The organism is Bradyrhizobium sp. 35 (assembly GCF_023073215.1).
Lineage (GTDB): Bacteria > Pseudomonadota > Alphaproteobacteria > Rhizobiales > Xanthobacteraceae > Bradyrhizobium > Bradyrhizobium canariense_D.
In genome coordinates this window covers 105,369-125,568 of the sequence record NZ_JADPJC010000080.1, presented here as the reverse complement: position 1 = coordinate 125,568, position 20,200 = coordinate 105,369, and the positions used below count along the sequence as shown (strand labels likewise).

Below are 20,200 nucleotides of genomic sequence, written 5' to 3'. Positions count from 1 at the left end.
GCGTAGACGATCGTGAACGGTTCGTGGAGTGTTCACGGCGAAGTGCGTGGACGCGAGCTTCGTCAACCTAGACTGACACAAGCCTCATCAAGGTTCTATCGTCGGCCACTTCCGGGGACCCGAGGCGGCATGGACCTCGCGCCAGCTTGGCGGCGCCACTCCGTTGGAGAGCGGTGTTGCTTCATAGATGCCCCTTGCGATGGCACGCGCGAGGCACTCGGCGGCCATCATTCCGATTTCGGTGAGGTCAGTGAGGTCGGCCGTTCGCGCGGACCGACCTGTCGTGGCCGCGAACACGATGTCCCCGTCCATCGGCGCGTGAGCCGGCCGTAGCGAAAGTGCAAACCCATCCTGGGCCATGATTGCGACGCGCTTCATCTGTGCCTTAGTGAGGGCCGCGTCGGTCACGACCACGCCGATGGTCGAGTTGGCCGGTGCGTTTCCCTTAACTCTCATTTGCAGATCTTCCCGGGTGGGTTCGCCGCCCTGCCCGAGGCCACCGAACTCCGCCTCGTGCTCGTATGGCGCCGCCCAAAAGTGCGGTCCCTTGCCGCGTGTGGCGCGTCCAACCGCGTTTACGCCGACCAGCGCGCCAACTCCGAATCCGTTGGACGTAACCGCGCTTGCGGATCCAAGTCCACCTTTGAGGTCATAGGTGGTCAGGCCATAGCCAACGCCGGCCGTGCCGAGGGTGAACGTCGCAGCCGCGGTGCTCGCCGCCTGGTAGCCGAGATCCCAATAGGGTGGCCGGCGTCCCCAATCCTTGTTCCCGCCATTCGCCAGATCGAAAAGAATCGCGCCGGGGACGATCGGCACGCGCGCGGGGCCGACCGCTAGCCCTCGCCCGAGTTCGAGCAGGCGTGCCTGGACGCCACCGGGTGCATCCAGACCGAACGCCGAGCCTCCGGACAACACAATCGCGTCGACTGATGAGACCGTCATCTCCGGTTCGAGGAGGGCGCCGTCGCGAAGACCCGGCGCGCCGCCGTGTATTGCAATCGACGCAACAGCCGGCTGCTCAAAGAGAACGACGCTCACTCCTGAAGCAACGCGCTCGTCCTCCGCGTTTCCGACCAAGACACCGTCGATGTCCGTAATTAGATTCCTCATATCAGCTCCTGGCTTAGGCATCCTGTGCCGTGCAGTGTTCAACGTCTTCAAGCGTCATGCTCCGCAGCCGTCTGCCCCAAAAATCCCTCAAGGCGTTAGCCAGCTCACGCGGATTGTCTTCCTGCACGTTGTGGCCCGCTCCGGGGATGTTGAGCCACCGCCCATTGGGAAATCGCGCCGCGAAATCGTGTGCAGCCTCTTCGGTGACGATCAGACTATCGCCGCCCCTGGCCAACAGAAACGGCGCGGGCATCTGGTGGACTCGCACCTCGAAGCCGGCCAGATGACGCAAGATAGCGGCAAAATCGGTTGGACGGCGGCGGTCGTTCTTCCAGATCAGGCGGCCGTCGCTGCCACGCTTCAACAGGGCTCGCATTCGGTATTGCAGCCGCTGTGGATCGCTCTTCGGACTGGCGGCAAGCGCCATCTCGACGACTTCGTTAATCGTGGAGGCGCCACGAAAGTCGCTTATGAAGCCGCGCATCCGCGCGGTTGCGGCAAAGATCGGCCGTGAGACCACATCGACCATCGTGAGGCTCGCGGTGCGGTCCGGGTGGCGCAACGCGACCTCGCAAGCCACGATCCCGCCCAACGACATGCCGGCGAGGTGCGTGCGTTCGATCGCCAGTCCGTCGAGCACGGACACTACGTCGGTCGCACAACTTTCAATCGAATAGTCGTTCGCCCAATCGCTGGCGCCGTGGCCGCGCAGGTCGAGCGCCACGATCCGGAAATCCGCCCGGAGCCCAAGGGCGACATAATCCCAGGTGCGTGCCGTGAGGGCGCCACCATGGAGCAGCACCGCAGACGGTCCCTGACCGCCCCAATCGAGGGCTTGGATGTCCGGTCCGCTTGGCGTGCGCAGGCGCCGCGATCGCGGCGGCGCGAGATCGGTAAAAGCAACGCCGAGCCGGGTGGCAATGGCCGCCAGCGCTTCGGGATACCAATCCTCCATGGATATTTTCCTTACTTAGGGTATCCTAAGTAATCTCTACCCTGAGGGAATGTCAATGGCCACGCAACCGCGTCGAACCCGGCACGCCCCCAAGTCTGCGATCCCAGCTGCCGCCGAACGGCGACTGCACGACGAGGGCCCCAACGCACTGAATTGCGCATCAAAGCTCAGAAGCGTCGAAGTTACGCGCTGACCAACTTCGACGTGATGACACCAATACGTCAACTGGTCTCAGAGCGTGCTACGAGACTATTAATATAGCGCTCGAGGGTCGTCGTGCCTCGTAATGCCTCAGCAGGCATGTCGAACCCGTTATCGAGGCTCACTTCCGTCATCCTGGTGTAAGATAAAGCGGCCGCCTCCGAAAACCCGAGCCGCAGAAACGCATCATACCACTCCACCCGCGGCGTCACCTCAACATCTATTGGCCGTCCGAGCGCTTTGGAAAAGGCTCCCGCGACTTCTGCTGATGAATAACGCTTTGGGCCCTCCACATAGCGGACGCCCGCATCATCAGTGCCAGACAACAATCTATCCGCGGCAAATCGGCCGAGATCCTGCGGGGCAACCATTGGAATGGGGAGATCAGCGGGAAACATGCTCGGCAGCTTGCCAGTGCGACAAACGGTGTCGAGCAAGCTGTCCCAGTTGCTCATATAATATGCCCCTCTATTTATCGCAGCTGGGATCGACTGCTGCCGTAGGCCCTCTTCAAGCTGCCACAGCGTGCTCAAATCGCCGATCCGGTCGCCTGATTGCGCGCCGGCAGTTGACATCGCGACGACTTTTTCTAATCCCGACCCCGCCAGCGCGGCGAGAATGTTGGCTATGGTGCATCTCTCAACAGCGTCGGTATCTGTAGTAGGATCGGCAGGCGGGTTGAGAAGCAAGGCGCGGCGACCGCGGCGAAGTGCTGCGTGGAGCGACGAAACGTGGTTGACGTCCGCCTCAACAATCTCGGCTCCTTTCGCACGCCAGCCGCTTACGCGGCTGGAATATCGGGTGACAATTGTAACCGCCTTCCCCCGATTGAGCAGTATGTCCGCCGTTGCCGAGCCAACGTGTCCGGTGCCCCCCATGATGACATACATCTGCATTCCTCCGTTTCATCCGCTAGGGTAACTCTCACATGCTGGGGCAGTTTCTGGTGGATCCGCCGGGATGGCCCACCTGCGATTTTTGATAGGCAGCGTTCTTGATGCCCGGTGCGGACGATGACGAAATCGCCCTTGCGAATTTCGATGCCCTGTTGGCCGGCCGATGCGCGGGGGAGCGATAAACAGCGACTGGAGTCGTCGCAATCAAGCGCTTGATTGGCTCGCGCGAAAGATGCGCATCGCAAGTACCACGATGTTTGTAAAGCTCGTAGACCAGAAAACTCCCGCTATCGTCCTAAGCCCGATGAACATTGCAGGTGATCGCGCCTGGTTCATCGCGAGTCATTTCGACCAAGCTGCGCTTTATAAGCTCAACCTTCGCCATTTCGGACCGCCGGGCGCTCATCTCGGGCGAGTAGCAAGTACATCGCGGCTTCTTCCCGCTCTCGCCAATTTCGCTGAAAAATTGACACCGCCCCGCAAGGAAATATTGTAAAAATGCGGCTTTGTACGTGCCAGCGCAAGATGCCGCACAGGTGACCCCAATTTGAGTTCAGCAAAGGAGTGAATAAAATGTGCCTGATCGTAGAAGCCATGTGAAAGCACGACATCCAGCATGCGCGAAGACGGATCAAGCAATAGCTCGCGCACAACATGTTGAACTCGACTCAGCTTTCGAAACTCTACCGGTGTCTGGGCCGTTAGCGCTTTAAACCGACGCTCCAGTTCTCGTCGCGCCACGCCGCACCGTGACGCAAGTTTATCTATCGAAGCTGCAGCATGATTTTGATAGATCGCCGAGATGGCATTCTCGACAACCTCGTCCGAGCGCCTGTGCTGAAGTTGCTCAAGTAGGAAGTGCTGAATTGATTGCAATGCCGCGTCTCTCGAATGAGCATTGGACACATCGAGCGAGAGCTGACGGCCGCCGCTCTTCCAAAGCTCCGCCACAGACAGAGTTCCGTCGATTAGATCCCCGCCGGGCACATCGAGAAACCTGTGCATTCGTCCAGCTCGCAATCGCACGGCGATAAAGCCGACGTCGCCTTGAGGGCGTAAGTGAATAGGCCTTCGTCGCACGCAAATCAGGTGCGCATCGTCGAATGCATGATCCTCGCCATCTCGGCATTGAATAAATGGCGCGCGATAGTGAAAGAATATCTCCGCTCCGGTGCCGGGCAGCAAGGTCGGTAGCTCGACCACCTCTTGGCCGATACTTTCCCATCCCCATAAACGTTCGACGTAGGGGCGCAACGGAGCGATCGGGACGATATTGAACTTGTTCATGGCCGTCTCGCTCCTTACCCTCTCAATGCTTCGCTGGCTCCAGATTACCGGCGATCGCCTCTCGACGTAGTCACAATCCACCCCGTTTCGTATGAATTTAGCAGTATAGCGCTATGATCTACTGCAGCAATGCTGTTTGAGAATTTGTCAGGTGAAGTTGCAGATTGGTTCTCGACATCTTGGCCTGCGACGCACCACTCGAGTGGGATAGTCTTGGGCGAGGCAATTAGCTAAGGCATCAAAGTCGCTTGTCGCAATTTTACAATACAGAATGGCACCAACCCTGGAAGCTGTGGCACTAAGTACCGCCCCGGTTAGAGACGCTGGACGATCTCATCATCAGAAGGCTACAATTCATGATCGCTGTTATTTTCGAGTCTTGGCCGGCTGCTGGAAAGAAGCAGAGCTATCTAGATATGGGTGCTGCCCTCTCCACTCATTTGGAGTCGCTGGACGGATTCATTTCGATCGAGAGGTTCCAGAGCGTCATAGATCCCGGAAAGCTGCTGGCTCTGTCGATCTGGCGGGACGAAGCAGCTGTCGACAATTGGCGACGGATTCAAGTTCACCGCGCTGTACAAGCGGGTAGCCGACGCGACGTTTTCAAGGATTACCGGCTCCGCGTGGCCACGGTCATACGCGATTATGGAATGTTTGATCGCAACCAAGCACCTGTGGACAGTCGTCATGTACACGACTGACACTTCTCAGGGAGGAGTGCCTGCGCAGAGCATCAACATGCCAGCTCGCGCGCTCAGCTTTTGTCGCTCTCTCCGACAGACCCGACCTCTCGAGGAACGATTCCAGCGCTTATAAACCTAGCGAATGCTTTGGGCCGCGAAAGTTGATTTGTCATTCTGCGTTTCCAAAAGCTCGCTTTGCGAGCAATCGCAGCCGCCACCTGGACTACACGGCTTAATGCCGATGTGAATTGGCGGCGGCGCCTCACGGTTGCCGGCGAGCCGAACCGAAAGCCGGGCTGGACTATAGCACTCTGACAAGAGCTGGGGTCTCGAATCGGCAGGCTTGAGCCGCAAACTGGAGAAGCGAGATGGGTAAGCCGGAATTTGTCTACGTGACCTTCATCGACACGACACCTGAGAAACTGTGGCAGGCCCTGACGTCGAGCGATCTCGCGAAGTTCTATTGGTTCGGCGCGGAACTACGAAGCGACTGGAGAACTGCTTCGCCTTGGGCTCTCGTTATGAACGGCATCATCACCGAGACTGGAGAGATCCTCGAGGCCGATCGGCCACGGCGGCTATCCTACACATTCAAGCACGTCACCAATGAGGCTTACCGGAACGAGAAGCCATCGGCAGTGGGGTTCACACTCGAACAGCATGGCAGGCTGGTCAAGCTGACACTGACCCATGAAGGGTTTGCCGCTGGCAGCAAGCTGCTCGACGGCATCTCTAAGGGATGGCCTGCCATCATGTCGGGCCTCAAGAGCCTGCTAGAAAATGGCACCGCGCTTGAGATTCCAGTCTCGGCGCTCGGTTGAAGAACACCGGTGTCGCATGCATGAGACCTGCCAATCGCCCCGCTCGAACTTTACGAGCTCGCCCTCCCGGATCCGTGCTTTCGCGCATCGGGCATTCGAAGTGGAAAGGCAGCAGGCGCAAGCTAGCTCTGCATTCGTGATCTCGCTGCTTATGTTGAAATAACTGGTGCGGATCAAGGCCTCAAGGACGAGGCGGGGGCACACAATACCTAATTGTCGGCTACTCGGGGAACGCACAGTCGCCGGCACACCCAATTCACCTTCAAACCGGGCGCAAATGCGGTGCGGGTCGTTCTTCAAGCTTTTGTAGATCGTCTCATCGAGAGTCGAGATTCAGAGGACCTGAGAAAAGGGATGGCCCACACTGCTGCGGCGCTTGATCTCTGCTGCTTCGCCTATATTTCTATTCAAGGCGCTCCGAGCGCCGATGCGGTCCTGATTTCGAGCTATCCTTCGACGTGGACTTCACACTATTTGCAAAAGCAATATGAGAAGATCGATCCAGTGATCGTTCAAGCGCTCCGTCAGCCAAGTCCATTCAGTTGGGGCTTAGGAGTAGGACCTACCCCGAACTCAGATATGGAACGTGAGCTATTCGACGAAGCGGCTCGCTTCGGCATTCGTTGCGGATTCACGATTCCGATACACGACAGCAGGGGAGCAATCGCGGCCGTTACCTTTGCTGCCGATGAGCGACGGTCAAGGTTCGAGCGCTCAATACATAAGCATGTAGACGTTCTACAGCTTATGGCGATCTACTTCCACGCCCACGCGCGCCGTAAGATCGCGTCTCCATGTGAGATTGATGGTATTATCCTCTCGCCGCGGGAAGCCCAATTCCTCCAATGGGCGAGTGAAGGGAAATCGGCTTGGGAAACCGGGCAAATCATGGGGATCTCTCATCATACGGTGGCGTTCCATCTCGAAATGCAAGGGCGAAGCTCGGCGTTCGATCAACAATCCAAGCGGTCGCTCGTCTCGCCTCAGCTAAGTCTGGCATTTGAATCACGTAGCTGGAAGCTGTCACCCTCCTTACTTGAGGAGGATGCGCGATCATGAGGCTTGTCCTTCAATAGGCCGTCGTCAGTCTTTGGAGGCACATCATGATGCAGGTCATCACGCCCGAATTCTATGGAGTATTTGCGGAAGAACTCGCCGAGATGCATCGGCTTCGATATCGAGTGTTCAAAGACCGCCTCCAATGGGACGTGGAAATCAGCGGCGATATGGAGGTAGATGAATTTGATGCGCTGCATCCGATCTATTTGATCCAGCGAGCGCGAGACCACCGCATTGAAGGCTGCGTGCGAATGCTACCGTCTATGGGGCCGACCATGTTGCGAGAGGCTTTTCCAGCCTTGCTGGACGGAAATTCCTTCCAAGGAAGTCCTTCAATTTGGGAAAGCAGCCGTTTCGCGCTCGACGTTGATGATGCCGCGCGTACGACGCTGCATGGCTTGACCAGCGCAACTTACGAGCTCATCGCCGGCATGCTCGAGTTCGGTCTTTCGCGACATCTGACAGACATCGTTACGGTTACAGACACGCGCATCGAACGCATCTTGCGTCGTGCCGGATGGGTCCTACGCCGAACCGGCCAACCACGAAGATTCGGCAACACCCAGGCAGTTGCTGGTTACCTCGAGGTGTCCTTGGAATGCCTGGCTCGCGTGCGGAGTGCAGGAAAACTCCGGTCGCCGGTACTTTGGGAGCCGGCGGTGACGGCGGCGTAGCAGGGCACTCTCCGAGGCCTCAACGATCAAGTCGACAGGGGGAAGTTAGAACACATGGATCGCGTTTCGCAATCGGCCCACATCGAGCTGCGTCACTTGCGCTATGCAATCGCCGCCGCAGATTGTGGGAGCTTCCGGCAGGCATCAGAACTCCTGGCCGTCCGCCACTCTGTTTTGAGCCGATCCATCAGCCAGCTCGAGCACCTGCTAGGAGCGACATTGTTCGAACGTTCAAGCGGAGGGGTCGCGCCTACTTTTGCGGGTCGGAGCGTCCTGCGCATATCGCGGATGGTTCTCGAGCAGGTCGGCGTCCTCGCGGCTATCGCGCGATCCAGCGGCCGCGGCGAAGCTGGACATCTGTCGATAGGATTTTGCACGTCAATTTCCGCGGGCAATCTGAGAACGAGCATAGTCAAATTCAAAAACGGCGCGCCCGATATCGAAATTACGACTGTCGAGCGGTCACGCATCCTCCTCATGAGCGCGCTAAGGAATGGTACTCTCGATATTGTGATTGTTCCCCGACAAAAGCCATTGTCCGATGGCGTGATGCTTCCGATCTGGTGTGAGCGTGTTCTCGTTCTGCTGCCTCACGACCATCCTTTGGCCGCGCGTGAGATGATCTGCTGGACAGATCTCCGCGACCAAACGGTCCTCCTAAGCGAGCATGATCCGGACAGCGAACTCGAGGATCTTTTGCTCTCCAAGTTCTTGACTGACGAACATCGGCCGAAGGTCACAAGACGCGATGTGAGCCGGGCAACCATAAAGAGCTTAATCAGCATAGGGCTCGGAATTAGCCTTGTGATGGAGTCCGATGTCGACGCTAGCTTTGCCGGCTTGGTCTATCGCGAGATACAGGACGGTGCCGGCTCAAGCTGTATAAGCTTTCATGCTCATTGGCGAGAGGGGAATGTGAATCCCGCGCTTCAGCGATTTCTGGAGCTTTTAACCGAGCGCTACCGGTCAGCGTCCGCGTTTGAAGGTCGGCGGCCGCGCCTCAGCTGAGAGAACCCTCTGTCAGTGGCCATAAAGCGAGCCAACATCGGCCCAATTAGCTTGGCGGCCTCGATCCGCTGCTCAGATTCAAGCGCCAGTGCCTCCGCATAGGCAACGAGATCCCGATGCACGGCCGCTGGAAGCTCAACAGTGATTCTGACCGGTTTGTCGTCTGGAAGAGCGCCGATTTTGAGCTTGGGCAAATTGTTACCTTTCGTATGGCGTTAGAATGAGGTCGCGATTTACGATCACACGGACCGGAAATCCCGGACGGAGCGTGAGCGTCGGCTGAATATTGAGGCTGCGCCGAACCACCTGCTGTCCAGTTTGGTTTAGCGAGTCGGAGGCGCCGTGCCGCAAGGCCTGGATGATGGCTCTGTCGTTGCTATTGGTGTCGGACCCCGCACCTTGCTCGGTCCCGACAGCCAAGAACGTCGACAGCGCGGCCGCCTTGAATAGCTCACCCCAATGATTGTCGACCTGGTCTTCCAGCCCCGCGTAGCCAGCCCTGTCAGCACCGGGCTGCCGCTCCAGAACGATCGAGCGGCCGTTCGGCATGATAAGCCGGGTCCAGACCAGCAACACTCGCGACTGGCCGAACGAAACCTGGCTGTCATAACTGCCGATCAGCTTCGCTCCTTGCGGCACGAGCAAAAAGCGGCCGGTCGGAGTGTCATATAAATTCTCAGTCACCTGCGCCGTGACTTGGCCGGGAAGGTCTGACCTGATTCCGGTGATCAGCGCTCCTGGAATGACTGTCCCGGCCTGCACAATGTATGGTGAAGCGGGCCTGGTGACGCGGTCACGGCTCACCGTGCGGCGGTCAACAGAAGCGCTCACAAAGGCAAGTTTTCGGTCCTGCACGTTTTGCGCAGATCCATCCTCGCCGGTGCTCGTTGCGTTCGGCGGCGTGACGCGCTCGCCTCCAATAACCGCGGCGGCGGGCGGACGCACTTCTCGCCCATTGGTCGAAGCGAACAGATGGCTGATACGGGCCGCCTCGCTCTCTTGATCGCGGCGCTGCTGTTCCAGGTCTCCGCCGGTCGTTGGCGACTGGCCTTGAGCGGCCAGGATGGGTCGACCGAGGTCGCCTGGGAGTGGCGGTCCAAGCTGCGGCACGGTTTGGCGCGAAACGCCAGTGTAGTCCTTTGGCAGCGCCTCAATACCATCAGCAAGATTGTGATGATCGATGCTATAGAGCTCGTCGGTCGTCTGGTTGCGTGGGCGATTGCTCTGTAGTGACCACAACACGGCTCCGCCGACGACAAGCAAGGCGACAGCGCTGCCGCCGGCGAGAACTTTGCGGGACAGTCGCGTGACCCGCGGAGGTTCGGCGCGCAGGCGGAAGCTCCTGGATTGCTCCTCCGGCGTTTGCGGCGGAATGACCCCGTCAGCATTGTTTTCCTTCTGCGTGTTCATGACGAGGGCCTCCCGTCAGTCCTGACAATCCTGACTTTCTGCTGGTGCTCACCACCAAGCCGCAGTTCTGCGGCTGCAAACAGCCGGTCTACGATCAGCACATTGCCGTGCGCGCGGTAGTTGACGAGCTCGGTCTTCCCGTCAGGACCGATGACAAAGAGTGGTGGCATCTCGCCCTGGACGATCCCTTGCGGGAATTCGATATAGACCTTTCGGCCGTCATCATACGCGGCGAGCGGCCGCCAGGGCGGACTGTCGCCCTCGATCGCGTAACGAAAGACGCGCTGGGCTGGATCGGGAAGAACGGGTCTTAGCGTCGCCGATCGCGATCGCTCGCGAACCGTTTCCGGATAGTACCAGGCAATGGATGGCATGTACGGCCGCTCGCGGGAGCGGAGCTCGATCAGGTAGGTGCGCCGGTCGGTATTGACGACAAGATTGGTCTCGATCGAGGCCCGGGTCGGCTTCACCAGAATGTGGACGCGACGCGTATCCCCGCTCCCGCTCTCAGTATCTCCCACCACCCAGCGCACGGTATCTCCGGCCGCGATCGGTCCGGATCCCGTCAATTGCTCTCCCTCTTCCAGCGCGATGTCCGTGATCTGTCCGGGGGCGGCGTAGACCTGATAGAGTGCCCCCGGACTGAAGGCGTAAATCTGCGCCGCGTTGAAGTATCCCCTTTTGCGCGGCTCGACTCGCGCCGCGCTATTTGCGGTCTCAACCCGGCTCACGGGTTCAGCCTCTTCCTTGGCCCCCGCCTTGCCGCCGAGAACGGGTTTCCAGAGCGGCGGAAGGTGAAGGGGCTGAGGTCGGTCATCGAGTGCCGCTGGAGGCGCTGGCAACGGCGGGACCTCCGCGTCATAGCTGATTTCCGGCGGAATGTAGGTCGCGCACCCGGCGAGGGCCGATGTGCCAAGCAGCAAAGCTGGTAGAAGGGCTCGCCTCAAAGCCGCGAGCTTGCACCTGCTCGAGTTGGACCTGCGGTATTGGATCGGCCCTTTTGAACACATGTCACGCGTCGTCTTGTTCACTGACCCAGCTCCTTTGACCAGTTGATGGCGTGGACGTAGACACCAAGGGGATTCTTGCGCAGGCGCTCGACGTCTCGCGGCGTCTCGATTGCCACCGTGAGAATCGCGGTCCAGCGCTCGGTCGCACTCAGCGAGCCATTCTCGTAGATGCGTTGGATCCAGGCGACCCGGAAGCTCTCAGAAGACGCACGGATGACGCTCGAGACATCGACGGAGATCTGCGCCTTGCCCAGCTTGGCAAAGGGGTCATTGTTGCGCGCGAAGTCGTTGAGAGCAGCCGCGCCACGATCGGTCGTAAAATCATAGGCTCGCAGCCAGTTCTGGCGCAGAACGATGCCGTCGGCCGGCAAGCCTCTGACGTCCTCGATAAAGCGTGCCAAATGGTAGGCGATCTGGGCGTCGGTGGGCTGATAGTCGATGTTGGCTGGCGCGACACGTTGGGCTTGGCCCAGGCGATCGACCTCGACCACCCAGGGCGTGATCGATCCCTGTGCTGACTGCCAAACAAGTCCCCCGGCCAGGCCGGCCGAGAGCATGAGGCAACCGAAGGCGATCAACCGCCAATTCTTGGCCTGCACGCGCGCAGATCCAATGCGTTCGTCCCAGACTTGCGCCGCTTTTTGGTAGGGCGTGACCGGCTCGGGCATGCGCCCGTAGTGAACGGAAGGTCGTCTGAACATGGATAGTTGCCCCTGAGATCGAGTGGTTGGTTGCGAGTATCGCGGTGTGCCGTTTGACGCCGTTGCTGGCGCCCGGCGAACCGGCGAGTGGCTGGCTGTCAGCGCTCTCCTTCGGAGAGATCGACAGACGACCCGCTGCCGCCATGATCACCAGAGCGAACAGCATGACCGGCCGCGGAGGCGCCGTGCCGAATGGTCTGGGCCCGCTTCATGCGGCGCGCCCAATCGGGCTGCCCCTCGGTGGACGTACTCGCGGCCGGCTCGCTCGGTTGTCCGCTGCTGGTGAATGCGGCCGCGGCTCGACGTAACGGGCTCATCACAGCCGAGCCACCCGCCTCCGCGACACCAGCAAGGCCGCCGCTTCGATACGCCGCCGATGCGCCACTCACCATTGCAGCGCCACCACGCCCCGCACCGGCAAGCGCACCACCAGCGAGACCAGCGCCACCGGCGGCAAGGCCGGCACCTGCCGCAACAACGCCGCCGGCAGCAAGGCTCGTCCCGATCGCGGCGCCGGCGCCAAGCTGGGGTCCGCCCGATACAAGGCCGTTTGCGATTCCCGGGCCGAAGATTCCGAGGCCCAGTAAGGAGAGGGCCGCGAGCACCAGGGTCATCGCATCTTCGATTGTAGGCTGCGCGTCGCCCAAACCCGCCGTGAACTGTGAGAACAGGGTTGAGCCAATGCCCACGATAACGGCCAGGACCAAGACCTTGATCCCGCAGGATATGACGTTGCCGAGCACACGCTCTGCCGCGAAGGCCGTCTTGCCAAACAAGCCAAAGGGAATGAGCACAAAGCCGGCCAGTGTCGTAAGCTTGAACTCGATCAATGTGACGAAGAGCTGGATCGCCAAGATGAAGAAGGCGAGCAGCACCACGACCCACGCGAACAGGAGAACAACGATCTGCACGAAATTCTCGAAGAAGCTGATGTAGCCCATCAGGTTCGAGATCGAATCCAGCATCGGCCTTCCGGCATCGAGCCCGACTTGGGCGATCTTTCCCGGCCGCAGGAAGTCTGATGCGGAGAGGCTTGAACCGGACGCTTTCAAACCAAGCCCGGCAAAGCTCTCAAAAACGATGCGTGCCAGACTGTTCCAGTTGCCGATCAGATACGCAAATATGCCAACGAATAGCGTTTTCTTGACGAGACGCGCGATGATGTCCTCGTCCGTGCCCCAACTCCAGAATAACGCGGCAAGCGTGATGTCGATGGCCGCCAGCGTTGTCGCGAGATACCCGACCTCGCCGCCCAAAAGCCCGAAGCCGTTGTCGATATAGCGGGTGAATGTCTCGAGGAACTGGTCGATGATGCCGGTGCCGGTCATGGCTTAGCTTCCCCGGGCACCCCGACGGACGGATATTCTTGCGGCATCCGGCTCTGATCCCTTGGCACGGCTGTCGGGCCGGTTACCGCAGCGGCAGCACCGTCCCGCCTGACAAAGAAGCGACGGCGGTTTTCGGCCCAGACCTTCTGGCAATGCTGATAGTCCGCTGCATCTTCCGCAGAGACGGTGCGGCAGCGCGCAAGCTCGGAACGATCGACGTCCTTGGTCTGCTCTGCCGTTGGTGACGCAGAGGTTTCTTCCCCGCCACGGAGGTGAATTGCGCAGCCCGCGACGGCCAGCACCCCGACCGACAGGAGTAACGATAGTGCCTTGAATGAGCCTGTCTCAGTCATCAGTGGAACATCCGCACGTCCTGGGATTGATAGCCCTGCCCCGGCGCCAGAAACCGCCGGAGCTGTTCGCGCCCCTGGTCTTGGGCTGCCGCGCGCTGGGCCGCTTCAAGGCTCTGGGCCCTGCCCTGTGCCGCGACAGTGGCGGTGAGGTCGGCAAGCTGCTGCGCCTGAAGTGCGAGGATCTGGTTGCCGGCCTGGGTCGCCTGTAGGGCGCCGCTGGCGCCCTGGCTCGACGTCACGAGCGCCGATGTCTGGACGCGATTGGTGTCGAGATTGCCGACGACACCGGCCTGGACCCGGAGGGCGTCCTGCAACGCGGCGACCGAGTTTTGCCAGCGGGATTGGGCGTTGCTGATCAGCAGCTGGCTGGATTGGCTGCCGCTGGCAGGCGCATAGCTGGTCGAGAACGCACGGTCGATCTGCTGGACGTCGTAGGCGATGCGCTGGGCCTGGGCCAGCAGCTGCTGGGTCCGCTGGATCGAGGATTGCAGTTGCTGGAGTGAGGAATACGGCAGGCTTGCCAGATTCCTCGCCTGATTGATCAGCATTTGCGCCTCGTTCTGTAACGAGGTGATCTGATTGCTGATCTGCTGCAGCTCACGCGCGGCAGTCAGCACGTTCTGGACGTAATTGTTGGGATCGAAGACGATCCACTGCGCTCGAGCGGGTGCCGTGACGCAAATCGTCAGGGCGATTGTGCCAGCCGCGGCGAATAGGCCAAGGCGTCTCATTGCGACTTCTCCAGATTGACGAGACTCGGAATCAGGTCCGTGGCCCAGGCGGCGCCGCGATGCTGGAGCCAGGCCGGCACGAAGCCATCAGGTCCATGCTCGGCGAGGAGCTGTGCGATGGCCGCCTGGTCCGTCTTGGAGGAGGCTGCGGTGAATGCGAGCGCAACTTCGCCAAGCCCGAGTTCGAACATCCGGTTGCTGCGGCGAGATTGGCAGTAGTAGTCACGCTTGGGCGTTGCCCGGCTCAGAAGCTCGATCTGACGATCATTGAGGCCGAAGCGACGGTAGATCGCCGTGATCTGCGGTTCGATCGCCCGCTCGTTCGGCAGCAACAGACGCGTCGGGCAACTTTCGATGATCGCCGGCGCGATCGCCGAACCATCGATGTCCGAAAGCGACTGGGTGGCGAAGATGACGGACGCATTTTTTTTGCGAAGCGTCTTTAGCCACTCGCGAAGCTGGCCGGCAAAATCCTCGTCGTCGAGCGCGAGCCAGCCTTCATCGACAATGAGAAGCGTGGGACGCCCGTCGAGACGATCTCCAATGCGATGAAACAGGTACGCCAGCACGGCTGGCGCCGCGCTCGTTCCGATCAACCCTTCGGTCTCGAACGCCTGAACCGAGGACTCGCCAAGGCGCTCGAATTCGGCATCAAGCAGCCGGCCAGAAGAACCGCCGAGGCAATAGGGTTGCAGGGCGCGTTTCAGGGAGTTCGATTGCAAGAGGACCGACAGGCCCGTAAGCGTACGTTCCTCCCTCGGCGCTGACGCGAGAGACGTCAGTGCCGACCACAGATGGTCCTTGACCTCTGGGGTGATCTCGACCTTTTCCCGTGCCAGGATCGCACCGACCCATTCGGTGGCCCATCCGCGCTCGGAAGCGTCGTCGATCCAGGCCAGCGGCTGCAACGCGATCGCTTGATCGCCTCCGTCAGACAAGGCACCACCGAGATCATGCCAATCGCCGCCCATGGCGAGCGCGGCCGCGCGGATCGATCCACCGAAGTCGAACGCAAACACCTGGGAGTTCGGGTAACGGCGGAATTGCATTGCCATCAGCGCCAGCAGGACGGATTTGCCAGCACCTGTCGGCCCCACCACCAGAGTATGGCCGACGTCACCGACGTGAAGCGAAAACCGGAACGGGGTTGAACCTTCAGTTTTGCCAAACAGGAGCGGCGGACCGCCAAAATGCAGATCCCTCGCCTCGCCCGCCCACACAGCCGACATCGGAATCATATGGGCGAGGTTGAGGGTCGAGACCGGCGGCTGCCGCACATTGGCATAGACATGCCCGGGCAGACTGCCGAGCCAGGCTTCGACGGCGTTGACCGTCTCGATCATGCAGGTGAAATCGCGGCCCTGAATGACCTTCTCAACCAGACGGAGCTTTTCATCGGCGGCACCGGGGTCGGAGTCCCAGACCGTGATGGTCGCGGTGATAAAGGCCTGTCCGATCTGGTCCGAACCCAGTTCCTGTAGCGCCGCGTCGGCGTCCAGCGCCTTATTGTGGGCGTCGGTATCGAGCAGTGTCGACGCCTCGTTAGTCATCACCTCCTTGAGGATCGCGCCAATCGACTTTCGTTTGGCAAACCACTGCCGCCGGATCTTGGTCAAAAGCTTGGTGGCATCGGTCTTGTCGAGCATGATCGCGCGCGTCGACCAGCGGTAAGAGAACGGCAGGCGATTGAGATCATCCAGAATTCCTGGCGTCGTCGCGCCCGGAAAGCCAACGATCGTGAGAACGCGCAGATTGGCTGATCCCAGCATCGGCTCTAGCCCGCCGGTCAGCGGCTGGTCCGCCAACAACGCATCGATGTACATGGGAATTTCGGGCACGCGAACCCGATGACGCTTGGTCGAGATCGTCGAATGCAGGTAGGCCAGCGTGGTCTGATCATCGAGCCATGCGCATTCGGGCATGAATCCTTCCAGAAGTCCGAGTACGCGGCTGGTTTGATCGATAAAGCCGCGAAGTACCTCGCGAGCATCGGCTCCAACGGTCCGATCGCGCCCTTCATAGAGCAGTCGCTCTGCCTTGGCTGCGCCCTCCTCTGGAGGCAGATAGAGGAAAGTCAGGAAGTAGCTGGACTCGTAGTGGGCGCCGGCCTCCTCGAACTGGGCCCTGCGCTCGGCGTCGACTAGCGCGGATGCGACATCCGGAAATGTGCTCGGAGGATAGCTGCCGGCAAAATGGCGCTGAGCCTCAACGAACACGGCCCAGCCGGATCCCAGGCGGCGAAGTGCGTTGTTCAGACGACCGGCGACCGCGACAAGTTCAGCTGGCATCGCGCTATCGAGGTCGGGTCCACGGAACTTCGCTGTCCGCTGGAACGAGCCATCCTTGTTCAGGATGATGCCCTCGTCGACGAGGGCGGCCCAAGGCAGGAAATCGGCAAGACGCGCATTGGAATGGCGATATTCGGCAAGGTTCATCATGACCGAGAACTCAGAGGTTGAGATGACCGGGAATGCGCAGATGGCGCCGCACGACATCCACAAAGGCGGGATCGCGCCTGGCGGCCCAGACGGCGGCCATGTGGCCGATGAACCAGAGGACAAGACCTGCGATCCAGAGCCGCAGTCCGAGTCCAAGAGCTGCCGCCAACGTGCCGTTGACGATGGCGACCGCCCGCGGCGCACCGCCCATCAGGATCGGCTCGGTAAGCGCACGGTGAACCGGCACGACAAAACCTGCGACCGCCTCGTCCATCAGATCACCACGCCACCGCCGAACGAGAAGAACGACAGGAAGAAGCTAGAGGCCGCAAATGCGATCGACAAACCAAACACGATCTGGATCAGCCTGCGGAAGCCACCTGACGAATCCCCGAACGCGAGCGTGAGTCCGGTTACGACGATGATGATAACGGCGATGATCTTGGCGACCGGCCCCTCGACCGACTGCAGGATTTGATTGAGGGGCTGCTCCCATGGCATGTTCGAGCCGGCCGCCCATGCGGGCGCCGTCGTCAGTACAACCTGGCTGGCAATCGCCAGCAAAGCAGCTTCTCGGGGAATACGGAATCGTGGACGCATGTCAGTCTCCTGCTGGTGAAAGGCTGTAGTCGCCGGCGGCGCCAAGCCCTGTAACAAGGGCGAGTTCTGCGAGGCGACGATCGGCGCCGCGCCCCGCAAGCACGGCGACGAGGTTGATGGTCTCGGCGATCAGGGCACGCGGAACCGTGATGACCGCTTCCTGGATCAGCTGCTCAAGACGCCGCAGAGCGCCGAGCGCACTGCCTGAATGAATGGTGCCAATGCCGCCGGGATGACCGGTGCCCCACGCCTTGAGAAGGTCGAGAGCTTCGGCCCCGCGGACCTCGCCGATCGGGATGCGGTCAGGACGGAGGCGCAGCGAGGAGCGGACGAGATCCGACAGCGTGGCTACGCCGTCCTTGGTCCGCAGCGCTACAAGATTGGGCGCCTTGCACTGAAGTTCGCGCGTGTCTTCGATCAGAACGACACGATCGGAGGTCTTTGCCACCTCGGCCAGGAGCGCATTCGTCAACGTTGTCTTGCCGGTCGATGTCCCACCGGCGACAAGGATATTCTTACGAGCGGCGACCGCACCCTTCAGGATTGTGGCCTGCTTCGAGGACATGATCTCTCTGGCGACGTAGTCGTCGAGCGTAAAGACGGCGACAGCAGGCTTGCGGATCGCGAACGCCGGAGCTGCCACGACGGGAGGCAAGAGACCTTCGAAGCGCTCCCCGGTTCCGGGCAATTCGGCCGAGACCCGAGGCGCGCCGGCATGCACCTCGGCACCGACGTGATGCGCCACCAGGCGAACAATGCGCTCGCCATCTGCTGCGGACAAAGTTTCGCCTGTATCGATCAAGCCGCTCGACAACCGATCGATCCACAACCTCCCATCCGGGTTCAGCATCACCTCGATGATCGTTTCATCCTCGAGGTAGCTGGCAATCGCCGCGCCAAGCGCGCTACGCAGCATTCGCGCACCGCGCGAATTCGCTTCCGATTGGATGGAATGGATTGCCACCGACGTCCCCACCGAATGAGGACCTCCACAGCGGGCCCTCAGGTGGGGATGATTAGAAAAGGCATCAATGGGCTTGGCGCAACGAGCGCTTTCGGTGATGGTAGACTGGCGTAGAAAAAGAAAGACCGAGAACCGATGTTTGAGGCTTACTCAATCGCACCGGGTCGCTTGCGAGTTGCTGCTCACCACTCGGCCTCATCATACGCGCTCATAGTATGACCGTGGCGCCGGCGCTATTCATTCAATCACTGCAACGTCCGCCTGCGGTGTGATCGGGCCAAAGCGCTATACGCGACTGCGTATATTAATATCCTATACGCGATGTCGTATATTTATTGATATACGCATCCACGTATATTGACATTTTATACGCGTTCCCGTATCAAGCTCCAATGGATACGATCGCTCGCACCCCGCAGCAGCTTGGCGCCGCCATTAAGCGGCACCGCCGGCAAAAAAAACTCACCCAGCGCGGCCTAGGCGACGAGATGCACGCGCGCCAAGCGACTGTCTCGAAGCTGGAGGCCGGCGAACCAGCGACGCAACTGCGCATCCTCATGGATGCGCTGGCCGCGCTCGACCTGGAACTGGTCCTCCGACCACGCACGAAGGTGTCGGCCAAAGCCATCGAGGATCTGTTCTGATGGGACGCCGTCCTATCCGAGCGCCTCTCAACGTCTACCTGAACGCTCGTCTGGTCGGGCGGCTGCGGCGGGAGAGCAGCGGCGCCATCGATTTCCAATACGACGAAGCCTGGCTGGGATGGGAGAACGCCATCCCGGTCTCGGTATCGATGCCTCTACGCGAAGACCGCTATATCGGTGACCCCGTCATTGCAGTCTTCGATAACCTGCTTCCCGATAACGACGACATCCGCCGGCGTGTCGCCGAACGCGCGCATGCCGGCGGAGCCGATGCTTACAGCCTGCTTTCCGCGATCGGCCGCGACTGTGTCGGCGCCCTGCAATTCCTTCCGGATGGAACGGCACCCGGAGCGGCGGGCGCGATTGACGCTCGCGTCGCGAGCGACCAGGACATCGCGGCGATCCTTGCCAATCTCGCCAACAATCCGCTCGGCATCGGTCCCGATCAGGAGTTTCGTATCTCTCTGGCTGGAGCCCAGGAAAAAACCGCCCTTCTCTACTGGAAGGACAAGTGGCATGTGCCGCACGGCACGACCGCCACCACGCACATCATCAAACCGCAGATCGGCAGGTTACCGAGCGGCGTCGACCTGACCCACAGCGTTGAAAACGAGCATCTCTGCCTGAAGCTCGTCGCCGCGCTCGACTTGCCCGTCGCCAAGTCGCGCATCGTTGATTTCGCGGGCCGGCGCGTGCTCGCCGTTGAGCGCTTCGACCGCACATGGGCGCACGACGGACGGCTTCTGCGCCTGCCACAGGAAGATTGCTGTCAGGCGCTTTCCGTCCCGCCCGGGCGCAAATACGAATCGGACGGCGGCCCGGACATCCGAAATATCTCTGATCTCCTCAAAGGCAGCGATACACCGGCGACCGACCAGGCGACCTTCTTCAAGGCACAAATCGTTTTCTGGCTTCTGGCGGCTACTGACGGCCACGCCAAGAATTTCAGCATCCACCTCTCGCCCGGCGGACGATTCGTCCTCGCGCCGCTGTACGACATCATCTCAACGCAACCGAGCCTCGATGCCAAGCAGATCACGCAAAACCAGATGAAGCTCGCCATGGCGATCGGCAATAGTCGCCACTACGTAGTACACACGATTCTCGGCCGACATTTCGTGCAAACCGCAAAGACTTGCGGCCTGCCCGACAGCGTGGTTCGCGGTATCATCGAAGAGCTCGCGGATACGGCTGGCACGAAGATCGACACAACGATTGCGAAGCTGCCGAAGGATTTCCCGCAGGCGATGGCAGAATCCATCGCGACCGGCGCCAAGCGACGCCTCAACAGCCTCGTCACGACGGAGAGTGGCGCTTAGGTCGCGCG

Annotated in this window: 22 protein-coding genes; 7 read left to right on the top strand and 15 right to left on the bottom strand. The window is 60.4% G+C overall.

Features of this window, described 5'->3' with window-relative positions; genetic code table 11:
- Positions 1-87 precede the first annotated feature (87 nt).
- From IVB36_RS16815 to IVB36_RS16800, 4 genes are all read right to left on the bottom strand, one after another.
- The gene (locus IVB36_RS16815) at positions 88-1,110 is read right to left on the bottom strand and encodes a P1 family peptidase (RefSeq protein WP_018454759.1); all 1,023 of its coding nucleotides are present in this window, start codon (positions 1,108-1,110) and stop codon (positions 88-90) included.
- Positions 1,111-1,123: 13 nt separating this feature from the next.
- Positions 1,124-2,065 carry an alpha/beta hydrolase gene (locus tag IVB36_RS16810; protein ID WP_247392273.1) on the bottom strand — a complete coding sequence of 314 codons (942 nt, stop codon included), beginning with the start codon at positions 2,063-2,065 and terminating at the stop codon, positions 1,124-1,126.
- 221 nt (positions 2,066-2,286) lie between these two features.
- Positions 2,287-3,156 carry an NAD(P)H-binding protein gene (locus IVB36_RS16805; protein ID WP_346731051.1) on the bottom strand — a complete coding sequence of 290 codons (870 nt, stop codon included), beginning with the start codon at positions 3,154-3,156 and terminating at the stop codon, positions 2,287-2,289.
- 408 nt (positions 3,157-3,564) lie between these two features.
- The gene (locus tag IVB36_RS16800) at positions 3,565-4,449 is read right to left on the bottom strand and encodes a helix-turn-helix domain-containing protein (RefSeq protein WP_018454762.1); all 885 of its coding nucleotides are present in this window, start codon (positions 4,447-4,449) and stop codon (positions 3,565-3,567) included.
- A gap of 356 nt (positions 4,450-4,805) precedes the next feature.
- Here IVB36_RS16800 and IVB36_RS16795 point away from each other — a divergent pair, with 356 nt between their 5' ends.
- From IVB36_RS16795 to IVB36_RS16775, 5 genes are all read left to right on the top strand, one after another.
- A complete protein-coding gene (locus tag IVB36_RS16795; RefSeq protein ID WP_247392270.1) occupies positions 4,806-5,150 on the top strand; it encodes an antibiotic biosynthesis monooxygenase in 345 nt (114 codons plus the stop codon).
- Positions 5,151-5,500: 350 nt separating this feature from the next.
- Complete coding sequence (locus IVB36_RS16790; protein ID WP_247392268.1) at positions 5,501-5,953, top strand: SRPBCC family protein; 453 nt, start codon at positions 5,501-5,503, stop codon at positions 5,951-5,953.
- A 354-nt stretch (positions 5,954-6,307) separates the two neighbouring features.
- Positions 6,308-7,012, top strand: a complete 705-nt coding sequence (locus IVB36_RS16785) for a LuxR family transcriptional regulator (protein ID WP_247392267.1) — start codon at positions 6,308-6,310, stop codon at positions 7,010-7,012.
- Between the two features lie 44 nt (positions 7,013-7,056).
- Positions 7,057-7,686 carry an acyl-homoserine-lactone synthase gene (locus IVB36_RS16780; RefSeq protein ID WP_247392265.1) on the top strand — a complete coding sequence of 210 codons (630 nt, stop codon included), beginning with the start codon at positions 7,057-7,059 and terminating at the stop codon, positions 7,684-7,686.
- Positions 7,687-7,740: 54 nt separating this feature from the next.
- Positions 7,741-8,694, top strand: a complete 954-nt coding sequence (locus IVB36_RS16775; RefSeq protein ID WP_247392263.1) for a LysR substrate-binding domain-containing protein — start codon at positions 7,741-7,743, stop codon at positions 8,692-8,694.
- Here IVB36_RS16775 and IVB36_RS16770 read toward each other — a convergent pair.
- From IVB36_RS16770 to trbB, 11 genes are all read right to left on the bottom strand, one after another.
- Positions 8,646-8,888, bottom strand: a complete 243-nt coding sequence (locus IVB36_RS16770) for a DUF2274 domain-containing protein (protein ID WP_083926381.1) — start codon at positions 8,886-8,888, stop codon at positions 8,646-8,648. The two genes, IVB36_RS16775 and IVB36_RS16770, sit on opposite strands and share 49 nt — an antisense overlap.
- Positions 8,889-8,892: 4 nt before the next feature.
- Positions 8,893-10,104 (bottom strand): TrbI/VirB10 family protein, encoded by a 1,212-nt coding sequence (locus IVB36_RS16765; RefSeq protein WP_247392262.1) that lies wholly within the window; start codon positions 10,102-10,104, stop codon positions 8,893-8,895.
- Positions 10,101-11,114, bottom strand: a complete 1,014-nt coding sequence (trbG, locus tag IVB36_RS16760) for a P-type conjugative transfer protein TrbG (protein WP_247392692.1) — start codon at positions 11,112-11,114, stop codon at positions 10,101-10,103. The genes IVB36_RS16765 and trbG overlap by 4 nt, the downstream gene beginning before the upstream one ends.
- 17 nt (positions 11,115-11,131) lie before the next feature.
- Positions 11,132-11,815 (bottom strand): conjugal transfer protein TrbF, encoded by a 684-nt coding sequence (gene trbF / locus IVB36_RS16755; RefSeq protein ID WP_026232808.1) that lies wholly within the window; start codon positions 11,813-11,815, stop codon positions 11,132-11,134.
- Between the two features lie 98 nt (positions 11,816-11,913).
- Complete coding sequence (gene trbL / locus IVB36_RS16750; protein ID WP_247392260.1) at positions 11,914-13,143, bottom strand: P-type conjugative transfer protein TrbL; 1,230 nt, start codon at positions 13,141-13,143, stop codon at positions 11,914-11,916.
- Positions 13,140-13,496 carry a putative entry exclusion protein TrbK-alt gene (gene trbK-alt, locus IVB36_RS16745; protein WP_247392258.1) on the bottom strand — a complete coding sequence of 119 codons (357 nt, stop codon included), beginning with the start codon at positions 13,494-13,496 and terminating at the stop codon, positions 13,140-13,142. The genes trbL and trbK-alt overlap by 4 nt, the downstream gene beginning before the upstream one ends.
- Positions 13,496-14,227: a P-type conjugative transfer protein TrbJ gene (gene trbJ / locus IVB36_RS16740; RefSeq protein WP_247392257.1), complete on the bottom strand. Its 732-nt coding sequence runs from the start codon at positions 14,225-14,227 to the stop codon at positions 13,496-13,498. Before trbJ ends, trbK-alt begins: the two co-directional genes overlap by 1 nt.
- Entirely contained in the window at positions 14,224-16,665 is a 2,442-nt protein-coding gene (gene trbE / locus IVB36_RS16735; protein ID WP_247392255.1) for a conjugal transfer protein TrbE, read from the bottom strand. Before trbE ends, trbJ begins: the two co-directional genes overlap by 4 nt.
- 10 nt (positions 16,666-16,675) lie before the next feature.
- The gene (locus IVB36_RS16730; RefSeq protein ID WP_085394395.1) at positions 16,676-16,939 is read right to left on the bottom strand and encodes a VirB3 family type IV secretion system protein; all 264 of its coding nucleotides are present in this window, start codon (positions 16,937-16,939) and stop codon (positions 16,676-16,678) included.
- Positions 16,939-17,265 carry a TrbC/VirB2 family protein gene (locus IVB36_RS16725; protein WP_085394394.1) on the bottom strand — a complete coding sequence of 109 codons (327 nt, stop codon included), beginning with the start codon at positions 17,263-17,265 and terminating at the stop codon, positions 16,939-16,941. Before IVB36_RS16725 ends, IVB36_RS16730 begins: the two co-directional genes overlap by 1 nt.
- 1 nt (position 17,266) lies before the next feature.
- The gene (trbB, locus tag IVB36_RS16720; RefSeq protein ID WP_247392691.1) at positions 17,267-18,181 is read right to left on the bottom strand and encodes a P-type conjugative transfer ATPase TrbB; all 915 of its coding nucleotides are present in this window, start codon (positions 18,179-18,181) and stop codon (positions 17,267-17,269) included.
- A gap of 440 nt (positions 18,182-18,621) precedes the next feature.
- On the opposite strand from trbB, the gene IVB36_RS16715 reads away from it, so the two are divergent.
- Together IVB36_RS16715 and IVB36_RS16710 are read left to right on the top strand one after the other, a co-directional pair.
- Positions 18,622-18,873 carry a helix-turn-helix domain-containing protein gene (locus tag IVB36_RS16715; protein WP_247392253.1) on the top strand — a complete coding sequence of 84 codons (252 nt, stop codon included), beginning with the start codon at positions 18,622-18,624 and terminating at the stop codon, positions 18,871-18,873.
- A complete protein-coding gene (locus IVB36_RS16710; RefSeq protein ID WP_247392251.1) occupies positions 18,873-20,192 on the top strand; it encodes a type II toxin-antitoxin system HipA family toxin in 1,320 nt (439 codons plus the stop codon). The genes IVB36_RS16715 and IVB36_RS16710 overlap by 1 nt, the downstream gene beginning before the upstream one ends.
- The last annotated feature ends 8 nt before the right edge of the window (positions 20,193-20,200 follow it).

Coding starts and splice junctions, on each gene's coding strand:
- trbB (WP_247392691.1), bottom strand. CDS start 18,181: ATGCTGCGTAGCGCGCTTGGCGCGGCGATTGCCAGCTACCTCGAGGAT.
- IVB36_RS16730 (WP_085394395.1), bottom strand. CDS start 16,939: ATGGACGAGGCGGTCGCAGGTTTTGTCGTGCCGGTTCACCGTGCGCTT.
- IVB36_RS16710 (WP_247392251.1), top strand. CDS start 18,873: ATGGGACGCCGTCCTATCCGAGCGCCTCTCAACGTCTACCTGAACGCT.
- IVB36_RS16800 (WP_018454762.1), bottom strand. CDS start 4,449: ATGAACAAGTTCAATATCGTCCCGATCGCTCCGTTGCGCCCCTACGTC.
- IVB36_RS16715 (WP_247392253.1), top strand. CDS start 18,622: ATGGATACGATCGCTCGCACCCCGCAGCAGCTTGGCGCCGCCATTAAG.
- IVB36_RS16795 (WP_247392270.1), top strand. CDS start 4,806: ATGATCGCTGTTATTTTCGAGTCTTGGCCGGCTGCTGGAAAGAAGCAG.
- IVB36_RS16785 (WP_247392267.1), top strand. CDS start 6,308: ATGGCCCACACTGCTGCGGCGCTTGATCTCTGCTGCTTCGCCTATATT.
- IVB36_RS16810 (WP_247392273.1), bottom strand. CDS start 2,065: ATGGAGGATTGGTATCCCGAAGCGCTGGCGGCCATTGCCACCCGGCTC.
- trbG (WP_247392692.1), bottom strand. CDS start 11,114: ATGTGTTCAAAAGGGCCGATCCAATACCGCAGGTCCAACTCGAGCAGG.
- IVB36_RS16780 (WP_247392265.1), top strand. CDS start 7,057: ATGATGCAGGTCATCACGCCCGAATTCTATGGAGTATTTGCGGAAGAA.
- IVB36_RS16805 (WP_346731051.1), bottom strand. CDS start 3,156: ATGTATGTCATCATGGGGGGCACCGGACACGTTGGCTCGGCAACGGCG.
- IVB36_RS16725 (WP_085394394.1), bottom strand. CDS start 17,265: ATGCGTCCACGATTCCGTATTCCCCGAGAAGCTGCTTTGCTGGCGATT.
- trbE (WP_247392255.1), bottom strand. CDS start 16,665: ATGATGAACCTTGCCGAATATCGCCATTCCAATGCGCGTCTTGCCGAT.
- IVB36_RS16790 (WP_247392268.1), top strand. CDS start 5,501: ATGGGTAAGCCGGAATTTGTCTACGTGACCTTCATCGACACGACACCT.
- IVB36_RS16775 (WP_247392263.1), top strand. CDS start 7,741: ATGGATCGCGTTTCGCAATCGGCCCACATCGAGCTGCGTCACTTGCGC.
- trbF (WP_026232808.1), bottom strand. CDS start 11,815: ATGTTCAGACGACCTTCCGTTCACTACGGGCGCATGCCCGAGCCGGTC.
- trbL (WP_247392260.1), bottom strand. CDS start 13,143: ATGACCGGCACCGGCATCATCGACCAGTTCCTCGAGACATTCACCCGC.
- IVB36_RS16765 (WP_247392262.1), bottom strand. CDS start 10,104: ATGAACACGCAGAAGGAAAACAATGCTGACGGGGTCATTCCGCCGCAA.
- trbJ (WP_247392257.1), bottom strand. CDS start 14,227: ATGAGACGCCTTGGCCTATTCGCCGCGGCTGGCACAATCGCCCTGACG.
- IVB36_RS16815 (WP_018454759.1), bottom strand. CDS start 1,110: ATGAGGAATCTAATTACGGACATCGACGGTGTCTTGGTCGGAAACGCG.
- trbK-alt (WP_247392258.1), bottom strand. CDS start 13,496: ATGACTGAGACAGGCTCATTCAAGGCACTATCGTTACTCCTGTCGGTC.